Source organism: Pseudomonas sp. C32 (assembly GCF_030417915.1).
Lineage (GTDB): Bacteria > Pseudomonadota > Gammaproteobacteria > Pseudomonadales > Pseudomonadaceae > Aquipseudomonas.
Map to the genome: position 1 here is coordinate 22,234 of NZ_JAUHUK010000010.1, position 19,312 is coordinate 41,545.

At 58.5% G+C, this 19,312-nt stretch carries 15 protein-coding genes; 7 read left to right on the plus strand and 8 right to left on the minus strand.

All coding sequences use genetic code 11. From position 1 onward, the window contains the following. Positions 1 to 195 precede the first annotated feature (195 nt). Both QYH43_RS13120 and pcaR read right to left on the minus strand, forming a co-directional pair. The gene (locus QYH43_RS13120; RefSeq protein WP_301157159.1) at positions 196 to 1,542 is read right to left on the minus strand and encodes an MFS transporter; all 1,347 of its coding nucleotides are present in this window, start codon (positions 1,540 to 1,542) and stop codon (positions 196 to 198) included. Positions 1,543 to 1,665: 123 nt separating this feature from the next. Beyond that, the gene (pcaR, locus tag QYH43_RS13125; RefSeq protein ID WP_095058724.1) at positions 1,666 to 2,508 is read right to left on the minus strand and encodes a pca regulon transcriptional regulator PcaR; all 843 of its coding nucleotides are present in this window, start codon (positions 2,506 to 2,508) and stop codon (positions 1,666 to 1,668) included. 686 nt (positions 2,509 to 3,194) lie between these two features. Between pcaR and QYH43_RS13130 the strand changes: the two genes are divergently transcribed. Together QYH43_RS13130 and QYH43_RS13135 are read left to right on the plus strand one after the other, a co-directional pair. Further along, positions 3,195 to 3,395 carry a hypothetical protein gene (locus QYH43_RS13130; protein ID WP_008054177.1) on the plus strand — a complete coding sequence of 67 codons (201 nt, stop codon included), beginning with the start codon at positions 3,195 to 3,197 and terminating at the stop codon, positions 3,393 to 3,395. 375 nt (positions 3,396 to 3,770) lie between these two features. Next, on the plus strand, positions 3,771 to 5,246 hold the full coding sequence (locus QYH43_RS13135; RefSeq protein WP_095058725.1) for an inorganic phosphate transporter: 1,476 nt from the start codon (positions 3,771 to 3,773) through the stop codon (positions 5,244 to 5,246). 183 nt (positions 5,247 to 5,429) lie between these two features. Here QYH43_RS13135 and ccoM read toward each other — a convergent pair whose 3' ends face one another. The 3 genes from ccoM to QYH43_RS13150 all read right to left on the minus strand — a co-directional run bounded on the left by ccoM (position 5,430) and on the right by QYH43_RS13150 (position 6,289). Next, positions 5,430 to 5,540, minus strand: coding sequence for a cytochrome c oxidase subunit CcoM (gene ccoM, locus QYH43_RS13140; RefSeq protein WP_007998356.1), 111 nt, complete (start codon positions 5,538 to 5,540; stop codon positions 5,430 to 5,432). A gap of 145 nt (positions 5,541 to 5,685) precedes the next feature. After that, positions 5,686 to 5,847 carry a hypothetical protein gene (locus tag QYH43_RS13145; RefSeq protein WP_301157160.1) on the minus strand — a complete coding sequence of 54 codons (162 nt, stop codon included), beginning with the start codon at positions 5,845 to 5,847 and terminating at the stop codon, positions 5,686 to 5,688. A 100-nt stretch (positions 5,848 to 5,947) separates the two neighbouring features. Then, complete coding sequence (locus tag QYH43_RS13150; RefSeq protein ID WP_301157161.1) at positions 5,948 to 6,289, minus strand: aspartate-semialdehyde dehydrogenase; 342 nt, start codon at positions 6,287 to 6,289, stop codon at positions 5,948 to 5,950. 252 nt (positions 6,290 to 6,541) lie between these two features. Between QYH43_RS13150 and rapA the strand changes: the two genes are divergently transcribed. Further along, on the plus strand, positions 6,542 to 9,388 hold the full coding sequence (rapA, locus tag QYH43_RS13155; RefSeq protein ID WP_095058728.1) for an RNA polymerase-associated protein RapA: 2,847 nt from the start codon (positions 6,542 to 6,544) through the stop codon (positions 9,386 to 9,388). A gap of 167 nt (positions 9,389 to 9,555) precedes the next feature. On the opposite strand, the gene QYH43_RS13160 is transcribed toward rapA, so the two are convergent. Beyond that, positions 9,556 to 10,905 carry an MFS transporter gene (locus QYH43_RS13160; RefSeq protein WP_301157162.1) on the minus strand — a complete coding sequence of 450 codons (1,350 nt, stop codon included), beginning with the start codon at positions 10,903 to 10,905 and terminating at the stop codon, positions 9,556 to 9,558. A 268-nt stretch (positions 10,906 to 11,173) separates the two neighbouring features. Here QYH43_RS13160 and QYH43_RS13165 point away from each other — a divergent pair, with 268 nt between their 5' ends. Continuing rightward, entirely contained in the window at positions 11,174 to 11,539 is a 366-nt protein-coding gene (locus tag QYH43_RS13165; RefSeq protein ID WP_301157163.1) for a YkgJ family cysteine cluster protein, read from the plus strand. A 148-nt stretch (positions 11,540 to 11,687) separates the two neighbouring features. After that, positions 11,688 to 13,904 carry a bifunctional diguanylate cyclase/phosphodiesterase gene (locus tag QYH43_RS13170; protein ID WP_301157236.1) on the plus strand — a complete coding sequence of 739 codons (2,217 nt, stop codon included), beginning with the start codon at positions 11,688 to 11,690 and terminating at the stop codon, positions 13,902 to 13,904. On the opposite strand, the gene QYH43_RS13175 is transcribed toward QYH43_RS13170, so the two are convergent. Next, positions 13,861 to 14,757: an NAD(P)-dependent oxidoreductase gene (locus QYH43_RS13175; protein ID WP_301157164.1), complete on the minus strand. Its 897-nt coding sequence runs from the start codon at positions 14,755 to 14,757 to the stop codon at positions 13,861 to 13,863. The genes QYH43_RS13170 and QYH43_RS13175 overlap by 44 nt on opposite strands. Positions 14,758 to 14,950: 193 nt before the next feature. Here QYH43_RS13175 and QYH43_RS13180 point away from each other — a divergent pair, with 193 nt between their 5' ends. Beyond that, positions 14,951 to 17,152 carry a hypothetical protein gene (locus QYH43_RS13180; RefSeq protein ID WP_095058732.1) on the plus strand — a complete coding sequence of 734 codons (2,202 nt, stop codon included), beginning with the start codon at positions 14,951 to 14,953 and terminating at the stop codon, positions 17,150 to 17,152. 308 nt (positions 17,153 to 17,460) lie between these two features. On the opposite strand, the gene QYH43_RS13185 is transcribed toward QYH43_RS13180, so the two are convergent. Next, positions 17,461 to 17,766, minus strand: a complete 306-nt coding sequence (locus tag QYH43_RS13185; RefSeq protein WP_301157165.1) for a DUF2288 domain-containing protein — start codon at positions 17,764 to 17,766, stop codon at positions 17,461 to 17,463. 350 nt (positions 17,767 to 18,116) lie between these two features. Here QYH43_RS13185 and QYH43_RS13190 point away from each other — a divergent pair, with 350 nt between their 5' ends. Next, entirely contained in the window at positions 18,117 to 19,244 is a 1,128-nt protein-coding gene (locus QYH43_RS13190) for a branched-chain amino acid ABC transporter substrate-binding protein (protein WP_095058734.1), read from the plus strand. Positions 19,245 to 19,312: the final 68 nt, after the last annotated feature.

Consider the following 19,312-nt stretch of genomic DNA (forward strand, 5'->3'; position numbering starts at 1 on the left):
AGCCCGTGCAAAACGCCAAACAATCCGATAATCGACTGAGCGTTCGTTTATCGAACACATTGTTGCCTGGCTATCTTTATGCGCTGCCCCCAAAAGATCGCAGCCTGCGGCAGCTCCTACAGATTTATACATTCCCCTGTAGGAGCTGCCGCAGGCTGCGATCTTTTACTGCTACACCACTATTTCAAACCGGAATCAGGTCGCATCCGCATGACTGACCATGCCCTTGATCACCACCGCCACGGTCGCCAGCGCGGCCGGAATCACCAGCGCCGTCAGCACTTGCTCGAAGTTCCAGCCGAGGCCCAACAGCGTGGCGCCCATCCAGGCACCGAGGATGGCGCCGAAACGACCGATGCCGAGCATCCACGACACACCGGTCGCACGCCCCTGCGTCGGATAGAACCGCGCCGCCAGCGATGGCATCGCCGATTGCGCACCGTTGACGCACATCCCGGCCACCAGCACCAGCGTCGCCAGGAGGGTGATGTTGCCCAGGCTCTGCCCCACCGCATAGGCAAACACCCCTGCCAACAGGTAGAAAGTGCCGATGACCTTGTGCGGATTGAACCGATCCATCGCCCAGCCCACGCCCACTGCGCTGAGCACGCCGCCAAACTGGAACAGCGCGCCGATGAACGCTGCCTGCTCCATGCTCGCGCCGCTGTCGCGCATCAGGGTCGGCAACCAACTGGTCAGCAGATAAACAATGACCAGGCCCATGAAGTAGGTCAGCCACAGCAACAAGGTACCGACGCTGTAGGTGCCGGAGAAAATCACCGCGAACACATTGCGCGCCTTCACGGTTTTCTGTTCGGGCACGCTGAAGCTGGAGGCCTGCGCGACCACGCTTGGGTCAATCGGTGCCAGCGCTTTGCGCACCTTGTCGGTACCGCGGTTGCGAACCACGAGATAGCGCGCCGACTCCGGCAACCAGAACAGCAAAACCACCGAGAGAATCAACGGCAGGACCCCGCCGATCAGCAACAGGCTGTGCCAGCCGAACGCAGGAATCAGCTTGGCCGAAATGAATCCGCCACCGGCCATGCCGAGGTTGAAGCCGCAGAACATGCTGGTCACCAGCAGGGACTTTTTGCGCTCGGGGGTGTATTCCGACAGCAGCGTGGTGGCGTTCGGCATGCCGGCGCCCAGACCCAGACCGGTCAGGAAGCGCAGCACCAACAACTGCTCGACATTGGTGCTGTACGCAGAGGCCAGGCTGAAGGCGCCGAACAACAGCACCGCGCCGACCAGTACGACTTTTCGCCCGAAGCGGTCAGCCAGCGGTCCGGAGCCCAGGGCGCCGAAGACCATGCCGATCAACGCTGCACTCATCACCGGGCCGAGACTGGCGCGATCGATGCCCCAGTCTTGAGAAAGCGCAGGCGCAATGAACCCCATGGCCGCCGTATCGAGGCCATCGAGGAAGACAATCAGGAAACACAGGATCACTACGCGCCACTGGTAGCGCGAAATGGGTTGGGCATTGATGAAGGACTGCACGTCGAGGCAGTTTCCTACAGCAGACTGAGGCTGGTTCATTATTTTTATTCCACGAATCGCAGGCGAACAGTGTCAGCAGACGCTGACGAAGCCGCGACAGTAATGAGCCAGAGGAAAGAGCGTCAATTCGATAAACGCGACTCTGTGCGTTTATCGAACATCTTAGGCAAACAGCTGAGCGCTGAGATCGCGGCTGGCACTCAACAGGCCGGGCAGGAAACGTTGCTCCAGTTCGTTGCGGCTGACTCGGCCAGCATGGGTGCTGACATTGAGCGCGGCGACCACCTGACCGGAAGCGTCGTACACCGGAACGGCGATCGAACGCAGGCCCTGTTCGAGCTCCTGATCGACGATGCACCACCCTTGTTGCCGCACTTCTTGCAGGCATTCGAGCAACGCCTCGGGAGTATGGATAGTGCGGCTGGTCTTGGCTTGCAACTCGGCATGGTCGAGGTACTCACCCAAAGACGTGTCATCCAGCGCGGCCAGCAGGATCCTGCCCATCGACGTGCAATAGGCCGGTAAACGCCCGCCCACCGACAGATCAACCGAAATCAGGCGCTGAGTGGTTGCGGACCGGGCGATGTACAGAATGTCCTCGCCCTCCAGCGTGGCCATGTTGCACGCCTCGTGGAGTTGCTCGCTCATGCGGTCCAGATAAGGCTGGGCAGAAACCGCCAGCGGTGTCGAGGACACATAGGCATGACCGAGGGTCAGCACCTTGGGCAACAACGAATAAGTGCGGCCGTCGGTGGTGGCATAGCCGAGTTTGATCAAGGTGTGCAGGCAACGGCGCACGGCGGCACGGGGAATTTCCGTGCGGTGGCTGATCTGGGCGATGGTCAGGTGCCGTTTGCGCTCCTGAAACGCTTGCACCACGGCCAGGCCACGGGCCAGTGAGGTCATGAAGTCCGGGTCACCGGTCAATGCCTGGATCCGCTTGGCCGGGGACGCGACGATGGGCGGGGCGACGGAAGCGAAAGAATTGCGCAATTGATCGTTCATATAAGGTCCTTTTCCCGCACGGATCAGCGGCTATTACAAGGGGCTGGCGCTTGTCGCACAACCCCGAGCCGTCAACATCGGGCGATTATCGAACGCTCGACCGATAATCGCAATCCGTCGTTTGCCTGCCTGAACGAGCGCGGCCAAGTTTTCATGCCCACCTCGCCAACTTGAATTTACATGGTCTCGGCCCCAGATCTAATGGCCGTTCAAGTTACTGCAACTTGATTGACTTAATGACGTCAGAAACGCATCACCGCACATCGATATCGGCCAATGCGTTTACTTGGCATTAAATTTTCGAGCACAAAGATCACACACCCGGCTTCACTTTTAACTCTTCAGAGATAGTGTTCTTCAAATCGGCCGCTATAATACAATTCAGTAGCGGGCGGGTTTTTATTTGCCGTTCCTGCTACCCGGCAATGTCGAGCTCCATCGTTGCCGACCACAGCAATCGCCTGACTTCCATTGCAAGGATTTCGTCAGTGCGCTCTGTGAGAAAGGAAATTGATGCTACGTCAGCCGTTCAACTCTGGTGCCGTGGCCGCCTGCGACATGGAAGCATTGATCACACTGTTGTCAGCACGATGCCTTTAAAGGCGTTGTCCATTCGACGAGTGCGGTCAGTCGATTTGATGCAGCGCGTTTCACCAGAAATAATCTCAACTCAATCAGGTATCACTGTGACGAAAGACGAACTGCGCGCGGAACTTGAGCGCCAGGAACAACGTTACAAGGAAGTTTACGGCGGAGAAGTCACCACTTACGCCGCTCAACCGGAACCGGAGCGCAAACCCTGGCGTAAACGCGCCACCGTTCAGGATCAGGTTTTTCAGCAAGAAATTCAGAAAATGGAAAAGGAACTCAAAGCCGAAGAGCCATGACCGCTTCGGCCTGATCCTTCAAGGGCCTGCCTCTACACCTGTTAAAAGCGGGATGTATTGATGCTGCCTTCCGCGCCCGCTACGAGCGGGCGGCGGCCATCTCGATCAATGGGCACACCAAAATGCCCATATCTGACCGTCTTCTCAGATATTTCACACAAGCGCTCAAGCCCTTCGCTGTCAGGCGCCAAACCCTTGCGATTTAGGTTTTTTGTAGCAATATCAATGACTTAAAAATCACAGTAAAACCCTGGGACTTAGGGTCCTGCTCAAAAAAAAATCGTTGAAGAATGTTACCGATTAGCAGCGAATGCATTGATTGTCAGTCTTTTCTGGCATAATCCCGCCCCCTTATGACCGGGTCAGAAAACCTTCATGATCGATTTATTCAGCGGACTGGATGCTTGGGTGCTTGTGAGCCTCTTGCTCGCCCTGGCCTTTGTCCTCGCCTTCGAGTTCATCAACGGCTTTCATGACACCGCTAACGCGGTGGCTACCGTTATCTATACCAAAGCCATGCCGCCTCACCTGGCAGTGTTCTTTTCCGGTGTGTTCAACTTCCTCGGCGTGTTGCTGGGCGGTGTCGGCGTGGCGTATGCCATCGTCCACCTGCTACCGGTAGAACTGCTGATCAATGTGAACACCGGTCACGGCCTGGCCATGGTGTTCTCGTTGCTCGCCGCCGCCATCACCTGGAACCTGGGCACCTGGTACTTCGGTATCCCCGCCTCCAGTTCCCATACGCTGATCGGTTCGATCCTCGGCGTGGGCCTGGCGAACGCCCTGATCAACGAAATCCCGTTGGCGGATGGCGTGAACTGGCAGAAAGCGATCGATATCGGCATGTCGCTTGTGTTCTCGCCAATGGCAGGCTTCCTGATCGCTGCACTGATCCTGATCGGTCTTAAATGGTGGCGTCCTCTGTCGAAGATGCACAAGACACCGGAAGAGCGCCGCAAGATCGACGACAAGAAGCACCCGCCGTTCTGGAACCGTCTGGTTCTGGTGATTTCAGCCATGGCTGTGAGCTTCGTGCACGGTTCCAACGACGGTCAGAAAGGTATCGGCCTGATCATGCTGGTACTGATCGGTATCGTGCCGGCGCAGTTCGTACTCGACCTGAACAGCACCACCTATCAGATCGAGCGGACCCGCGACGCCACTTTGCACCTGAGTCAGTTCTACCAGCGCAACTCTGAAACCCTGGGTGAGTTCCTGGCCTTGGGCAAAAGTGTTGAAGGCGACCTGCCGGAGAAGTTCCGTTGCAACCCGCAACAGACCGAACCGACGATCACCGCGCTGCTGGGCACCCTCAAGGGCGTAGCCGACTACCATTCGTTGTCGTCGGACAGCCGCATCGAAGTGCGTCGCTACCTGCTTTGCCTGGATGACACCGCGAAGAAAGTCAGCAAATTGCCAAGCCTGGCACCGCGTGAAAAGGCTGACCTGGACAAGCTGCGCAAAGACCTGACCACCACCACCGAATACGCGCCGTTCTGGGTGATTCTGGCGGTCGCACTGGCCCTGGGCCTTGGCACCATGGTGGGCTGGAAGCGTGTGGTACTGACCATCGGTGAGAAGATCGGCAAGCAGGGCATGACCTATTCCCAGGGCATGTCGGCCCAGATCACCACCGCCAGCCTGATCGGCCTGGCCAACATCTTCAGCCTGCCAGTGTCCACCACCCACGTCCTGTCCTCGGGCGTGGCAGGGACCATGGTCGCTAACAAAAGCGGCTTGCAGGGCGGCACCGTCAAAACGATCCTGCTGGCTTGGGTACTGACCCTGCCAGCGACCGTGGCCTTGTCGGCCGGTTTGTTCTGGCTGGCCTCGAAGGCACTGGGCAGCTGATACGCAGCCCAACGAAAAAGGCGCGCTCCGCAAGGACCGCGCCTTTTTTATGCCTCTAAAATCCAGCAAACACCGCTCCCGCAGTGTTCTCTATTGGCATTTACATTCTTACAGGCAAAAAAAAAGGCAACCGAAGTTGCCTAAAATGCCTTGCGTGCTCATTACATCCGGAAGGAACTACGGTTATTTGCGCTTTTGCGAATCCTTCCAGATAAAAAGTCCGAACCCTGCAAAAAATACAAACATGAGGCTGACAGTCAGCACTCCGGCGATCACCACGTTGTCGAAAAACATGACGCGTCTCCTGTACTTGCCGTGTTGCGATGGAGCTAAGTTAACCAAACGGGCAGGAGAAAATATTGACCGGGATCAATGTCGCCCAAGACTGGGCAAGCGGAAGGGAAAAGATTGACCCGCATCAATCAATGCGGGGGAGGTATCAGCGTTTCTTCGGTTTGCTCTTCGACTTTTTCTTGGCTTTGCCCAATGGCATTGCCTGCTCGAATGCCTGGCGCACTTCATTAAGTCGCTTGTCATTGAGGTCATGAACACGCTTGGCGCGTTCTGCATTGAGGTCGATCAGTTTGTCGTCTTGGCTCATGGCGTTCAGTGCATCGCTTGATATGAGGTTTCAGTCGCCGCAAGTTGGGCAGGATTGTGCCAATAATGCGGCCTGACGCCAGCGCTGACCAGTCGTGCGCTCAAATCTCGATATCGACCCACAACCCTTGGCGTGGCTGATCTTCCATCAGCGGTGCAACGGGAACCGTATTGTCGGTATTGAGCTCATCCCCCGGAATGGCCAGATAGGCCTCAGGGTCCTCATCGGCTTCGCGGCGACGGCGCTCCTGCTCCTGTTTACGGCGCTGCTCTTCACGCAGCAGCAATGCGGTCGCTTCCGGGTCGCGGTTCTGCAGGTCGATGGTGCTGTCCTTCGAACTTTCCTGCACCGGCACCACCGGTGGAATCTCCGGACGCTGGCGGATCGGGTCATGTTGCGAAGTGATCGGCACGGCACTCAAGGGGAGCATCGGTGGCAGCATAATTTTCAGTCTCCTGTCAGCAGGCTGTCGGCTGCGGGGATGGCGACTTGAGCCATCGGTCGCAAACTGTGACTCAATTGGCACTTGCAGGCGCTGCCGACGACTACGATCTTTATCGGACAACGTAGAACTCACGCGTTCCCCGAGATCAAAAGATCGCAGCCTTCGGCAGCTCATGTGCCGTAAACCTTTTGGTCTGGAGGTCCGATTCCGTTAAGATAGCCCGCTTTTTCAAGGTGGGAGTCAGGCAGCATGGCGCAGCAGTATCAACCGGGGCAACGCTGGATCAGTGACAGCGAAGCCGAGCTGGGTTTAGGCACCGTTCTGGCACAGGACGGCCGCTTGTTGACCGTGCTCTACCCGGCCACTGGCGACACTCGCCAGTACGCGCTAAGGAATGCGCCCCTCACCCGTGTGCGGTTTTCGCCGGGTGACTCCATCACTCACTTCGAAGGCTGGAAACTGACCGTCCGCGAAGTCGACGACGTCGATGGCCTGTTGGTCTATCACGGCCTCAACGCGCAGAACGAAGTGGTCACCCTGCCGGAAACCCAACTGTCGAACTTCATCCAGTTCCGTTTGGCGAGCGACCGACTGTTCGCCGGCCAGATCGATCCGCTGGCCTGGTTCTCCCTGCGTTACCACACCCTGGAACACACCAGCCGCCAGTTGCAGTCCTCGCTGTGGGGCCTGGGCGGCGTGCGTGCGCAACCGATCGCGCACCAGCTGCACATTGCCCGCGAAGTGGCTGACCGTATCGCGCCACGGGTTCTGCTGGCCGACGAAGTGGGCCTGGGCAAAACCATCGAAGCCGGTCTGGTGATCCATCGCCAACTGCTCTCGGGCCGCGCCAACCGCGTACTGATCCTGGTACCGGAAAACCTCCAGCACCAGTGGCTGGTCGAGATGCGCCGCCGCTTTAACCTGCAAGTCGCGCTGTTCGACGAAGAACGCTTCATCGAAAGCGATGCCTCCAATCCGTTCGAAGACACCCAGCTTGCGCTGGTTGCACTTGAATGGCTGGTGGACGACGAGAAAGCCCAGGACGCCCTGTTCGCGGCGGGTTGGGACTTGCTGGTGGTCGACGAGGCTCACCACTTGGTCTGGCATGAAGATCAGGTCAGCCCTCAATATTCGCTGGTCGAACAACTCGCCGAAACCATTCCCGGCGTACTGCTGTTGACCGCCACCCCGGAACAACTGGGCCAGGACAGCCACTTCGCTCGTCTGCGCCTGCTCGACCCGAACCGTTTCCACGACCTGCAAGCCTTCCGCGCCGAGAGCGAAAACTATCGCCCGGTGGCCGAAGCCGTTCAGGAACTGCTCGACAAGGGACGCCTGTCCCCTGAAGCACACAAGACCATCCACGGTTTCCTCGGCAACGAAGGTGAAGCCCTGCTGACCGCGGTCAACGATGGCGACACCGAAGCCAGCGCCCGCCTCGTGCGCGAACTGCTCGACCGCCATGGCACCGGCCGCGTGCTGTTCCGTAACACCCGCGCCGCCGTGCAGGGTTTCCCGGAACGCAAACTGCACCCGTACCCGCTGCCGTGCCCCGACGAATACCTCGAACTGCCGCTGGGCGATCACGCCGAGCTGTACCCGGAAGTCAGCTTCCAGGCCCAGCCGGACGCCAATGAAGAAGAACGTTGGTGGAAGTTCGACCCGCGTGTCGAATGGCTGATCGACCAACTGAAAATGCTCAAACGCACCAAAGTGCTGGTGATCTGCGCCCACGCCGAAACCGCCATGGACCTGGAAGACGCTCTGCGCGTGCGCTCCGGTATCCCGGCCACGGTGTTCCATGAGGGCATGAACATCCTCGAACGTGACCGCGCCGCTGCCTACTTCGCCGATGAAGAGTTCGGCGCGCAAGTGCTGATCTGCTCAGAAATCGGCAGTGAAGGCCGCAACTTCCAGTTCTCCCATCACCTGGTGCTGTTCGACCTGCCGTCCCACCCGGACCTGCTGGAACAACGTATCGGGCGTCTGGACCGGATCGGCCAAAAGCACATCATCGAACTGCACGTGCCGTACCTGGAAACCAGCCCGCAAGAGCGCCTGTTCCAGTGGTACCACGAAGCGCTGAACGCCTTCCTCAACACCTGCCCGACCGGCAACGCCTTGCAGCATCAGTTCGGCCCACGCCTGCTGCCGCTGCTCGAAGAAGCCGACGATGGCGAGTGGCAAGCGTTGATCGACGAAGCCCGCACCGAACGTGAGCGCCTGGAAGCCGAGCTGCACACCGGCCGCGACCGTTTGCTGGAGCTCAACTCCGGTGGTGCTGGCGAAGGTGATGCACTGGTTGAAGACATCCTTGAGCAAGACGATCAGTTCGCCCTGCCGATCTACATGGAAACCCTGTTCGACGCGTTCGGCATCGACAGTGAAGACCATTCGGAAAACGCGCTGATCCTCAAGCCGAGCGAAAAAATGCTCGACGCCAGCTTCCCGCTGGGCGACGACGAAGGCGTGACCATCACCTACGACCGTAACCAGGCGCTGTCCCGCGAGGACATGCAGTTCATCACCTGGGAGCATCCGATGGTTCAGGGCGGCATGGATCTGGTGCTGTCCGGTTCCATGGGCAACACCGCCGTGGCGCTGATCAAGAACAAGGCGCTGAAACCTGGCACCGTGTTGCTGGAACTGCTGTATGTCAGCGAAGTGGTTGCCCCGCGCTCGCTGCAACTGGGCCGTTACCTGCCGCCGGCCGCCCTGCGCTGCCTGCTCGACACCAACGGCAACGACCTGTCGGCCCGCGTGTCGTTCGAAACCTTGAACGATCAGCTGGAAAGCGTACCGCGTGCCAGCGCCAACAAGTTCATCCAGGCTCAGCGCGATCAACTGACGCCACGGATCAATGCCGGCGAAGCGAAAATCTTCCCGCGCCACGCCGAGCGTGTCGCCGAAGCGCAACGTCGCCTGGCCGCCGATACCGACGAAGAACTGGCGCGTCTGACCGCGTTGCAAGCAGTCAACCCGACCGTGCGCGACAGCGAACTGGTTGCCCTGCGCAAACAACGCGAGCAAGGCCTGGCCATGCTCGACAAGGCGGCGCTGCGACTGGAAGCGATCCGGGTGTTGGTAGCGGGTTAAGTCCCCCTGCTCCACCCTGCAAAAAAGAAGGCCCGCAGCGATGCGGGCCTTTTTTTATCTGACTTTTGTGGTTATGCCGGTGGCCTCATCGCTAGCAGGCTAGCTCCCACAGGGGACGTATTCACACTGGAGATCCAATGTGGGAGCTAGCCTGCTAGCGATAGCAATTATGCAGTCGCCGCTGCAACCTCTGGCTCAACCACGGCGACCAACCCCTCCTTCATCCGCTTGGCATCGCGCACAAAACACCGCGAAGCCAAGACCAGAAACACCATGGTGAAAAACAGCGCCACCGGAATCAGGTACATGGCGTCATGCAGGCCGACAGCCTTGAAAGCCTCGGTCATCTGTTCGGCACCGGCTGCCAGCATCGCCGTGTGGGCAAAGTGATCGGACAAACCGCCCACCACCACCGGCCCCAGACCACCACCCAGCAGGTACAACCCGGCAAAGAACAGCGCCATCGCCGTCGCCCGCAGGCGCGGCTCGACCACGTCCTGAATCGCTGTGTAAACGCAGGTGTAGAAGTTGTAGGCAAACAGCCAACCCAGGCTGAACACGGCTACAAAAACGCCGATCTCGATGCGACCGGCGTGCAGCGCCCAAGCGGTGCAGACGGTGGACACGATCAGACTGAATGCGGCAAACAGCAGCCGACCGTTGGCCACTCGCTGGTGAATCTTGTCTGCGATCCAGCCACCAAGGGTCAAGCCGAACAACCCGGTGACACCGACAATCACACCGGTGGCCACCGCCGCTTCCTGCAACGGCATCAGGAAATAGCGCTGCAGCATCGGCACCAGGAACGAGTTACAGGCATAGGTGGCGAAGTTGAAACACAGGCCGGCCATGACCAGCCACAGGAAGGTCGGTACCGCCAGCACTCGGCGGATCGGCCGGTCTATACGTTCCTGAGAAACCTGCACACTCTCCGCGGCACCGCGCTTGGGCTCCTTGATGAAGAACATGAAAATCGCGAGGATCAGCCCCGGCACCGCCGCGATAAAGAACGGCGCACGCCAGCTGTCGAAGGCCTTGACCATCCAGCCAATGGTGAAGAACGCCAGCAAAAGCCCCAAAGGCAAGCCGAGCATGAAGATGCCCATGGCTCGCGCACGACGGTGAGCAGGGAACAAGTCGCCGATCAGCGAGTTGGCCGCTGGCGCGTAACTGGCTTCACCGATACCGACGCCCATGCGCACGATCAGGAAACTCCAGAAACTGCCGACCATACCGTTGACCGCCGTCAGACCGCTCCACACTGCCAGGCCCCAGCCCATCAGCTTGCTGCGCGAACCGGTGTCGGCCATGCGCCCCAGAGGCAGGCCGGCGATCGCGTAGACGATGGTGAATGCCGTACCGATGATTCCCAGTTGAAAGTCACTGAGGTGCCATTCCATGCGGATCGGTTCGATGATGATCGCCGGGATGGTGCGGTCGAAAAAGTTGAACAGGTTGGCCAGGAACAACAGGAACAGAATGCGCCAGGCATTCGCCGCTTGGGTCGAGCTCTGCATGGGTCCGTCTCTTTTATTGTTATGGGGGCGTCACTGTCCCCGGAGTCTGCAATCTAGACAGGCCTGCCTGAGCTGTCTGTCATTATTCGCAAGGCTGATATCAGGCCATGACGCATGACCTGTGGGAGCGTTCGCGGGACGTGCATTTTCAGCCTGCCGGCACCCTGAAAAAATACCTGTCACACCCCCTTCCCAAGCCGCTGGCGAAGCCTAGAATAGCGGCCTTGTTTGCCCCCCCTGCGTCCCCACTCCTTTTAGATAATCGCCCATGTCCGAAGCCAGTCCGTGTCTGAATTGCGGTGCCTGCTGTTCTCATTTTCGCGTGTCGTTCTTCTGGGGTGAATGCACCTCGGCAGGGGGAACAGTGCCCGATGAGCTTGTCGATCAGATCAGTCCCAGCCGGGTAGCGATGCTCGGCACCGGTTGCAAACCCGTACGCTGCATCAGCCTGGCGGGTGATGTGGGCAGTGAGGTGCAATGCTCGATCTACGACAAACGCTCGAGCACCTGCCGGGAATTTGATGCGTCCTGGGTCGACGGCGTCGCTAACCCTGATTGCGATGCAGCCCGGGCAGCGTTCGGTTTACCGGCCCTGGAACCTGTGTTCGAGACGCCCGAGAAGAAAATCGCCTGACGCTTAGCACCAATCGCTATTGGGCTAATGCCAAAATTATTAGCACCAATGTGCCACTATCGCTTGCTCTCCACCCACGGACTCTATACTCCTTGGCATTCACCAGCGCTCTCTTGGCGCTGGCAAAGTGACCATGATGGGGCATGCTATGGAGTGGCCGGGTCTGCATTTCATGACCGCGCAGCCAGAAAACGGGCAGGTCATACTTAACGGTGTACATGACCCTTTTCTGGTGTTGCTGGGGTACCTGGTCGCCTGTGTCGGCTGCTTTGCCACGCTGGACATGGCCGAGCGGGTGAACCATTCGGAACAGTCAGCCTCTCAGCGGCGCTGGCGCTGGGTAGGTACAGGCTGCCTGGCCGGCGGGATCTGGGCCATGCATTTCATCGGGATGCTGGCGTTCCGCGCGCCCATCGAGATTCACTACCAACTGCCCGTCACGCTGCTCTCTCTGGTCATCGCATTGATCGCGTCATGGTTGGCGATGCAGACGCTGAGCCTTCCGAAGCTGAGTTTGCAACAATGCTGCACGTCATCGATCGGCATCGGTCTGGGCATCGCCACCATGCATTACGTGGGCATGACGGCTATGCATTCACATGCCACGGGGTATTACCAACCCGTTTTATTCGCCCTTTCCATCCTGATCGCCATTGCCGCTGCCTTGGCGACATTGCTGTTGGCCAGGCACTTGCGCAACGGTGCCGGCATGCTCCACCAACTCTCCAAATACGGCGCCAGCCTGATACTCGGGGCGGGCATCCTCAGCATGCATTTCACGGCGATGGCCGCCTTCAAACTGGTGCTGCCTATCGACAGCCCCCTGACGCCGGCGAGTGACCACAGTCACGTACAACTGGCGCTGACGGTGGCGGTGATGACACTGCTGATCATCGGCAGCAGCATCAGCGCAGCACTCGCCGACAAAAAACTCCAGCACAAGGACGATGACCTGCAGCGGGTCAACTCCTTGCTCAGCCAACTCGACCAGGCTCGCATGTCGTTGCAGCAGGTGGCGCACTACGATGCCCTGACCAACCTGCTCAATCGTCGGGGTTTCAATCAGATCTTCGCCGAAAAAGTCATCGAGAAGACCAACGAAGGCGGGATGCTGGCGGTCCTGTTCCTGGACATTGACCATTTCAAGCGGATCAATGACAGCCTCGGTCATGACGCCGGCGACGAACTGCTCAAGGTGCTGGCCAGCCATATCAAGAGTTCGGTCCGCAGTCACGAAGACGTGGTAGCGCGCTTCGGTGGCGACGAGTTCTGCCTGCTCATCGACCTGCGTGATCGTGAAGAGGCGCGGCAGATGGCTCAACGCATCATGTTGAAAATGAAAGAACCGGTCGAGCTGGCCGGACGGCGCATGGTCATGACCACCAGCATCGGCATCAGCCTGTTTCCGGAAGACGGCAAGACTTGCGAGGAGCTGCTGAAAAACGCCGACCTGGCGCTGTATCAATCCAAGGGCAGTGGTCGAAACGGCTTGAATTTCTTCAGCGCCAACCTCAAAGCCCGGGCTACGCTGGAGCTGCAACTGGAAGAAGAATTGCGCCACGCCCTGCGCGAAGACACCGGGCTGATGCTGTACTACCAACCGATCTATGACCTTAAAACCGGTCAGGTCAGCAAGCTTGAAGCGTTGATCCGATGGCAACACCCGGTCCACGGATTTCTCGTGCCCGACCGCTTCATCGCCATCGCCGAGGCGAACGGCCTGATTGCCGAACTGGACAACTGGGTGCTGCGCAAAGCTTGCGAGGATCTGGGCGAGCTGTCACGCCAGGGTTGCGAAGAACTCAAGATCGCCGTGAACTGCTCGCCCCTGAACCTGGCGCGTGAAGAACTGGCCGATGAAATCGAACTTGCACTGCGCACTTCCGGGGTAGAGCCCCATCGACTGGAACTGGAAGTCACCGAAAATGCCTTGATGGGCAATATCGCCAACACGCTGGTGTTGTTGCGTCAGATACGCGCCCTCGGTGTGTCGCTGTCGATCGATGACTTCGGCACTGGCTATTCATCCCTCGCCTACCTCAAACGCCTGCCGCTCAACACCCTGAAAATCGACCGCTCGTTCATTCAGGACATCCCCAAGGCCACCCAGGACATGGAAATTGTCCAGGCCATTATCGTCATGGCCCACACCCTGCACCTGCAGGTGGTCACCGAAGGGGTCGAAACCTTCGAGCAGTACCAATTCCTCGAAGACCACGGCTGTGACTTCGTTCAAGGTTATCTACTCAGTCGGCCCGTACCGCTGACCGACCTGATTCCAGTGCTGAATGAAATCAACCAGCGCAAACACTCCTACAGCGCTACGACGTTGAGTCTGGTTCACGGTACATCTGCACTAATGTAGAAGGGTCTTTCTCGAGAAAACCCTGGCTCCCGTGCAGTCGCATCAACTGCGCAGCCAGACCGGTAATCGGTGTCGCCGAACCCTGTTCACGAGAAAACTTCACGGCCGTGTCGAGGTCCTTGAGCAAGGTCCGAACGTGCCATTTGACCGGTTCAAAACGGCTTCCGGCCATTTGCGGGGCCAGAATCTGCAACGGTTTCGAATCGGCAAAACCGCCGGCCAGCGCTTCGGCGATCAGGCTGGCATCAACGCCGGAACTTTCAGCCAGCGCCACCACTTCGGCAATCACCAACGCATTACAGGCGACGATCATCTGATTGCATGCCTTGGTCACCTGCCCTGCTCCAACGCCACCCATGTGCGTTACGCGCTGCCCCAGGCTCAACAATACGGACCGGACTCGCTCAAGGTCCCGGGCCTCGCCACCGACCATGATCGCCAGCGTTCCCGCTTCGGCGCCGACCACCCCACCGGACACCGGGGTGTCCAGCCAGCCCATGCCGGACGCGTTCATCAGCTCATTGGCCATTTCCCGCGTGGCACTGGGCTCAAGGCTGGAAAAATCCACCAGCAACTGACCGCTTTTCGCCCCTTCGGCCACACCCGTCGGGCCAAAGACCACTTCGCGCACCACCGCCGTGTCGGCCAGGCACAGCATCACCACGTCAGCGTGCTGGCACAACTCGGCCGCGGTGGCGACCTGTCGTGCGCCAGCCTCCACCAGAGGCTCGCACTTGGCCGGATTGCGATTCCACACCGTCAGCGGATAGCCCGCCGCCAGCAAACGCTGGCACATCGGCAACCCCATCAGGCCGATACCGGCAAACCCAAGCGAAGGTAGCATTGACATCATTTAGCCTCCTTTTGATTAAAGATCGCAGAATATTGGCCGATTCATCATGACTTGGGAAAGGATTCCCCGAGCCCTGCTCAGGTAAAAACCCAGGCTTGGGCTCAATACGCGCTGAAAAAAGACGCGATTCTATTCCGTGAAGGTTTGACGACAGTGAGTCGGCCAACCCACCAGCCCAGGTAGATGGCGAACAATGACTTCCAAAAACAACCCGGCCACTGCGCTATCCGATCTGACCTTGAGCCCCGCGGCCAACAGCCCGTCGTCACTGAAGCCATTGATCCCTGCTCGTCCATTGTCGACCCAGCAGTATCTGTATTTCACCGAAACCAACACCGACCGCATTCTCGATAACCTCGACGGCCTGCGCGACATGGTGTTCCCGCGTCCACCGCACCTGGAAAGCGACAGCGAACACCACAGCGACCAGGAATTCCCGTCGGTGTGCCTGATCGGCCTGGGCCGCTGCGGCTCGAACATTGCGCTGGATGTCGCGGAGCTGGTGTACAACGCGCGCAAGTTCTACCTCAACGAATTCAACAACGAAGATCGCCTGTCGCCGGACAAGCGTTTTGCCGAAAAGGGCTACAGCCCGGCCCAATGGATTCGCAACAACCTGCGCCTGGGGCCGAACAAGGCCACCAAACCGGTGTTTCTGGTCGAGCCGCTGGTGATGCTCGGTGACCTGGACAAGGACATCGCCGGGCGTATCCGCTTCTCGCGCAAGGGCGAAAAAAGCGGCTTCCTGCGCGACTACAGCAAAATGAAAATCATGGACTTGTCGGAAGTCCACGCCGGTGGCGCCGGTAACGCGCCGATCCTCGGTCAGTACCTGGCCAAGATCATCCTGAACAAGGACACCCAGCGTTTCTCCAGCCCGGACTGGAAGATGATTCACTCGTACCTGATCGACAGCTGCGGCATCAAGGCCAACCAATCGCGCCTGTATTTCTCGATTTTCAGTGCCGGCGGCGGTACGGGTTCGGGCATGGCCTCGGAATTCGGCCTGGCCCAGCAGCATTCGTACATGAACAAGACGTTCGACACCAAGCCGATGGACGAACATGACGGCAAGAGCGGCCATTCGTTCGTGTTCGAGCCGATCTTCACCAGCGGTATCTGCGTGCTGCCGAACATTTCCGACCACCGCAGCGAAATGTCCGAAGCCCTGCACATCAACGCCGGTCGACTGTTGTGCAAATACCTGTCAGAAGAGTGGGACTTCTCATACAACTTCGCCAACGAAGACAGCAGCGAAGCCAGCGTCATGGGCCGTATCCGCCCATGGAACGCAATGATGCTGATCTCCAACGACATCATGCGTTACGCCGAAGAGAACGATGACGGCAACATCCAGAACATTGACGTCAATGCCATGGAAAAGCACGCCAACCAGTACATCTCGCAGCAGATCTTCAACATTCTGACGGCGCAGGCGGTCACGACTGACTACGACCAGAACTACTTCCGTCGCGCCGGCATCGACATCGGCGAAACCATTCGCCTGGACGCCAACGACCTGTTCATGAGCCTGGCCGGTCCGGTGGCAATTGCCTACGCCGAATCCGTGGTGCCGGAAACGCCGCAGCCGAGCAACGACAAGTTCAAAGTCTTCGAGAAAGAACCGCAGCGCCTGAACATCGACGACCTGTTCTTCCGCTCGATCGACCTGCCGCACTTCAATAAAGTCACCCAGGCCATTGAAGGCATCAGCCTGCTGCCGATCGAGTCCAAGCGCTATCGTGCGTCGCTGGAGCAGTACAAGAACTCCGGCTATGACGCTGCGGCGCTGCACGACCTGCACTTCTTCAAGAATTGCTCGTCGGTGGTGTCGATCGTTTCGTTGCCGAAGGACTACAAGCTGTCCTACATGGACCTGAACCGGTTGAAGACCCACCTCAACAGCCTGTTTCCCAACACCACGCTCAAGCGTTATGCGTTGGTGATCGGTGCCTCGGCCAACCTGTCGCTGACCACCCTGATCGCCAAGAGCCCGTGCCTGTCGGACGACTTCCTGACGCTGATCGTGGCGTTCATCAAGCGTTGCTTCGCGAAGAATCCGTACCGTTTCGATGACACCCTCGACAACTCGATCCTCGACTTCATCATCAACGAAGATTTCGACGAGGACCTGATCGACGATTTGCTCAACGAATTCGAGAACCCGGCGAAGATCCTCGACACCAACTGGTACGCGATCAAGCCGATGTACGAGAAGAAGTACCGCGAGCTGATCAACGACAAGGACAAGTTCGTTTCGATCAACGACATCCGCCTGTCCCGGGATTGTGTGAAGAAGGCGATCAAGTACCTGCGCGAGATCTACCGTCACCGGATTGGCAAGACCAAGGTTATTTCGCTGAATAACCATACGGGCAAGACGTTCTCGGCCTGATCCAGAACCGAGTGGCCCCAATCGCCGGCAAGCCAGCTCCCACAGGTTCGTGGCGTACACATTAATTGTGAACGCTCCGGACATTGTGGGAGCTGGCTTGCCAGCGATGAGGCCCTGAAATTCACTGAAGATTTCAGCCATTCCAACACCCGGAAACAATTAAGCAGCCCTTAGGCCGCTCTCTCAACTGTTCCCGTTACGTTTACGTCACCGTGAGGCTGTGGCCTTTCTCCACGGCAACGTGCCATCACGCTACTCGGCTACACACTTTCAGCTCGACACGAGGCGCACCAAGAGAGTGCATCGACTCAATCCTGCGCCCTTTCCTGAATCATAATCCACGGCGAAACCACGACGGCCCACAGCGGCGGATCACGTTCGAAAAGGTCCAGCGCCCGTGTTTCAGACAGCTTGGCGAGCTGGTCGGCGGCCAGCCAGGCAGCCACTTTATCGCCATCATCGGTCGCCATGGCTTCGGCAGCGGCGATCAAATCCAGCTCGGGGTCGACCCACAATAGGGCACCCTTGGCGAAGAACGGCTCCAACTCCTTCCAGGTAATAGATGCGGTTTCACCAAGCAGCTTGGCATAGAGGGTGCTAGGTTCTTCAGTCATGGGTCCGGTCCGGAAAAGAAATCGACGCAATGATAACGTCGGTGCTCTGGCAGAAAAACCCTGAAGCAATTTGCATCACTGAATGAAAAGCGCAGGAATGCCAAGGAATGCACGGAATCAGGTTATATGCCCGTCAAACCCCCGCCGCAATTCTGACTTTTTCTTTCAAATAAGCGACACCCGCAGATTTTGTCCCCCGGCGCCAGCTTCCCAGGCTGACAATCGGCGCTCTACACTGTACCGGTACAGTTGCCGAGGGGCTTTTCCGGGGATGTCGTCGATATCTGACCCGGTTCTGCCGCCCCAAGGCGCCAGGACTATAAAAACTACAACAGTAAGAGTGGAGCACTATGACTAAGGCTACTAAGCAGATTTCCAAACTGTTTGCCGCTATGGTTCTGGCCGGGGTTGCCAGCCATTCGTTCGCAGCTGACACCATCAAGATCGGCATCGCCGGCCCTAAAACCGGCCCTGTAGCCCAATACGGCGACATGCAGTTCAGTGGCGCCAAAATGGCCATCGAACAAATCAACGCCAAAGGCGGCGTAGACGGCAAGAAACTCGAAGCCGTTGAATACGATGACGCGTGTGATCCAAAACAAGCGGTCGCGGTCGCGAACAAAGTCGTCAACGACGGCGTCAAGTTCGTGGTGGGTCACCTGTGCTCCAGCTCCACTCAACCGGCTTCTGACATCTACGAAGACGAAGGCGTGATCATGATCACCCCGGCTGCCACCAGCCCGGACATCACCGCCCGTGGTTACAAATTGGTGTTCCGCACCATCGGTCTGGACAGTGCCCAGGGCCCTGCCGCCGGTAACTACATCGCCGACTTCGTGAAACCGAAGATCGTTGCTGTTCTGCACGACAAACAGCAATACGGTGAAGGCATCGCCACTGCCGTGAAGAAAACCCTGGAAGGCAAAGGCGTGAAAGTCGCCGTGTTCGAAGGCGTCAACGCCGGCGACAAAGACTTCTCGTCGATGATCTCCAAGCTCAAGCAAGCCAACGTCGACTTCGTCTACTACGGCGGCTACCACCCGGAGCTGGGCCTGATCCTGCGTCAATCTGCGGAAAAAGGCCTGAAAGCCAAGTTCATGGGTCCGGAAGGCGTGGGTAACGACTCCATTTCGCAGATCGCCAAGGACGCTTCCGAAGGCCTGCTGGTGACCCTGCCGAAATCCTTCGACCAGGATCCGGCCAACGTCGCCCTGGCTGATGCGTTCAAAGCCAAGAAAGAAGATCCAAGCGGTCCGTTCGTGTTCCCGGCCTACTCGGCTGTGACCGTGATCGCCGACGGCATCAAGGCTGCCAAGTCCGAAGACACTGCCAAAGTGGCTGAAGCCATCCACGCCGGCACCTTCAAGACCCCTACCGGCGACCTGAGCTTCGACGAGAAGGGCGACCTGAAAGACTTCAAATTCGTGGTTTACGAGTGGCACTTCGGCAAACCAAAAACTGAAGCCAAACCTCAGTAAGGCATTGCCTGACTGACTGCCAACAAAGCCCACGGCGTGCCGTGGGCTTTGTTTTACGAACGTATTTG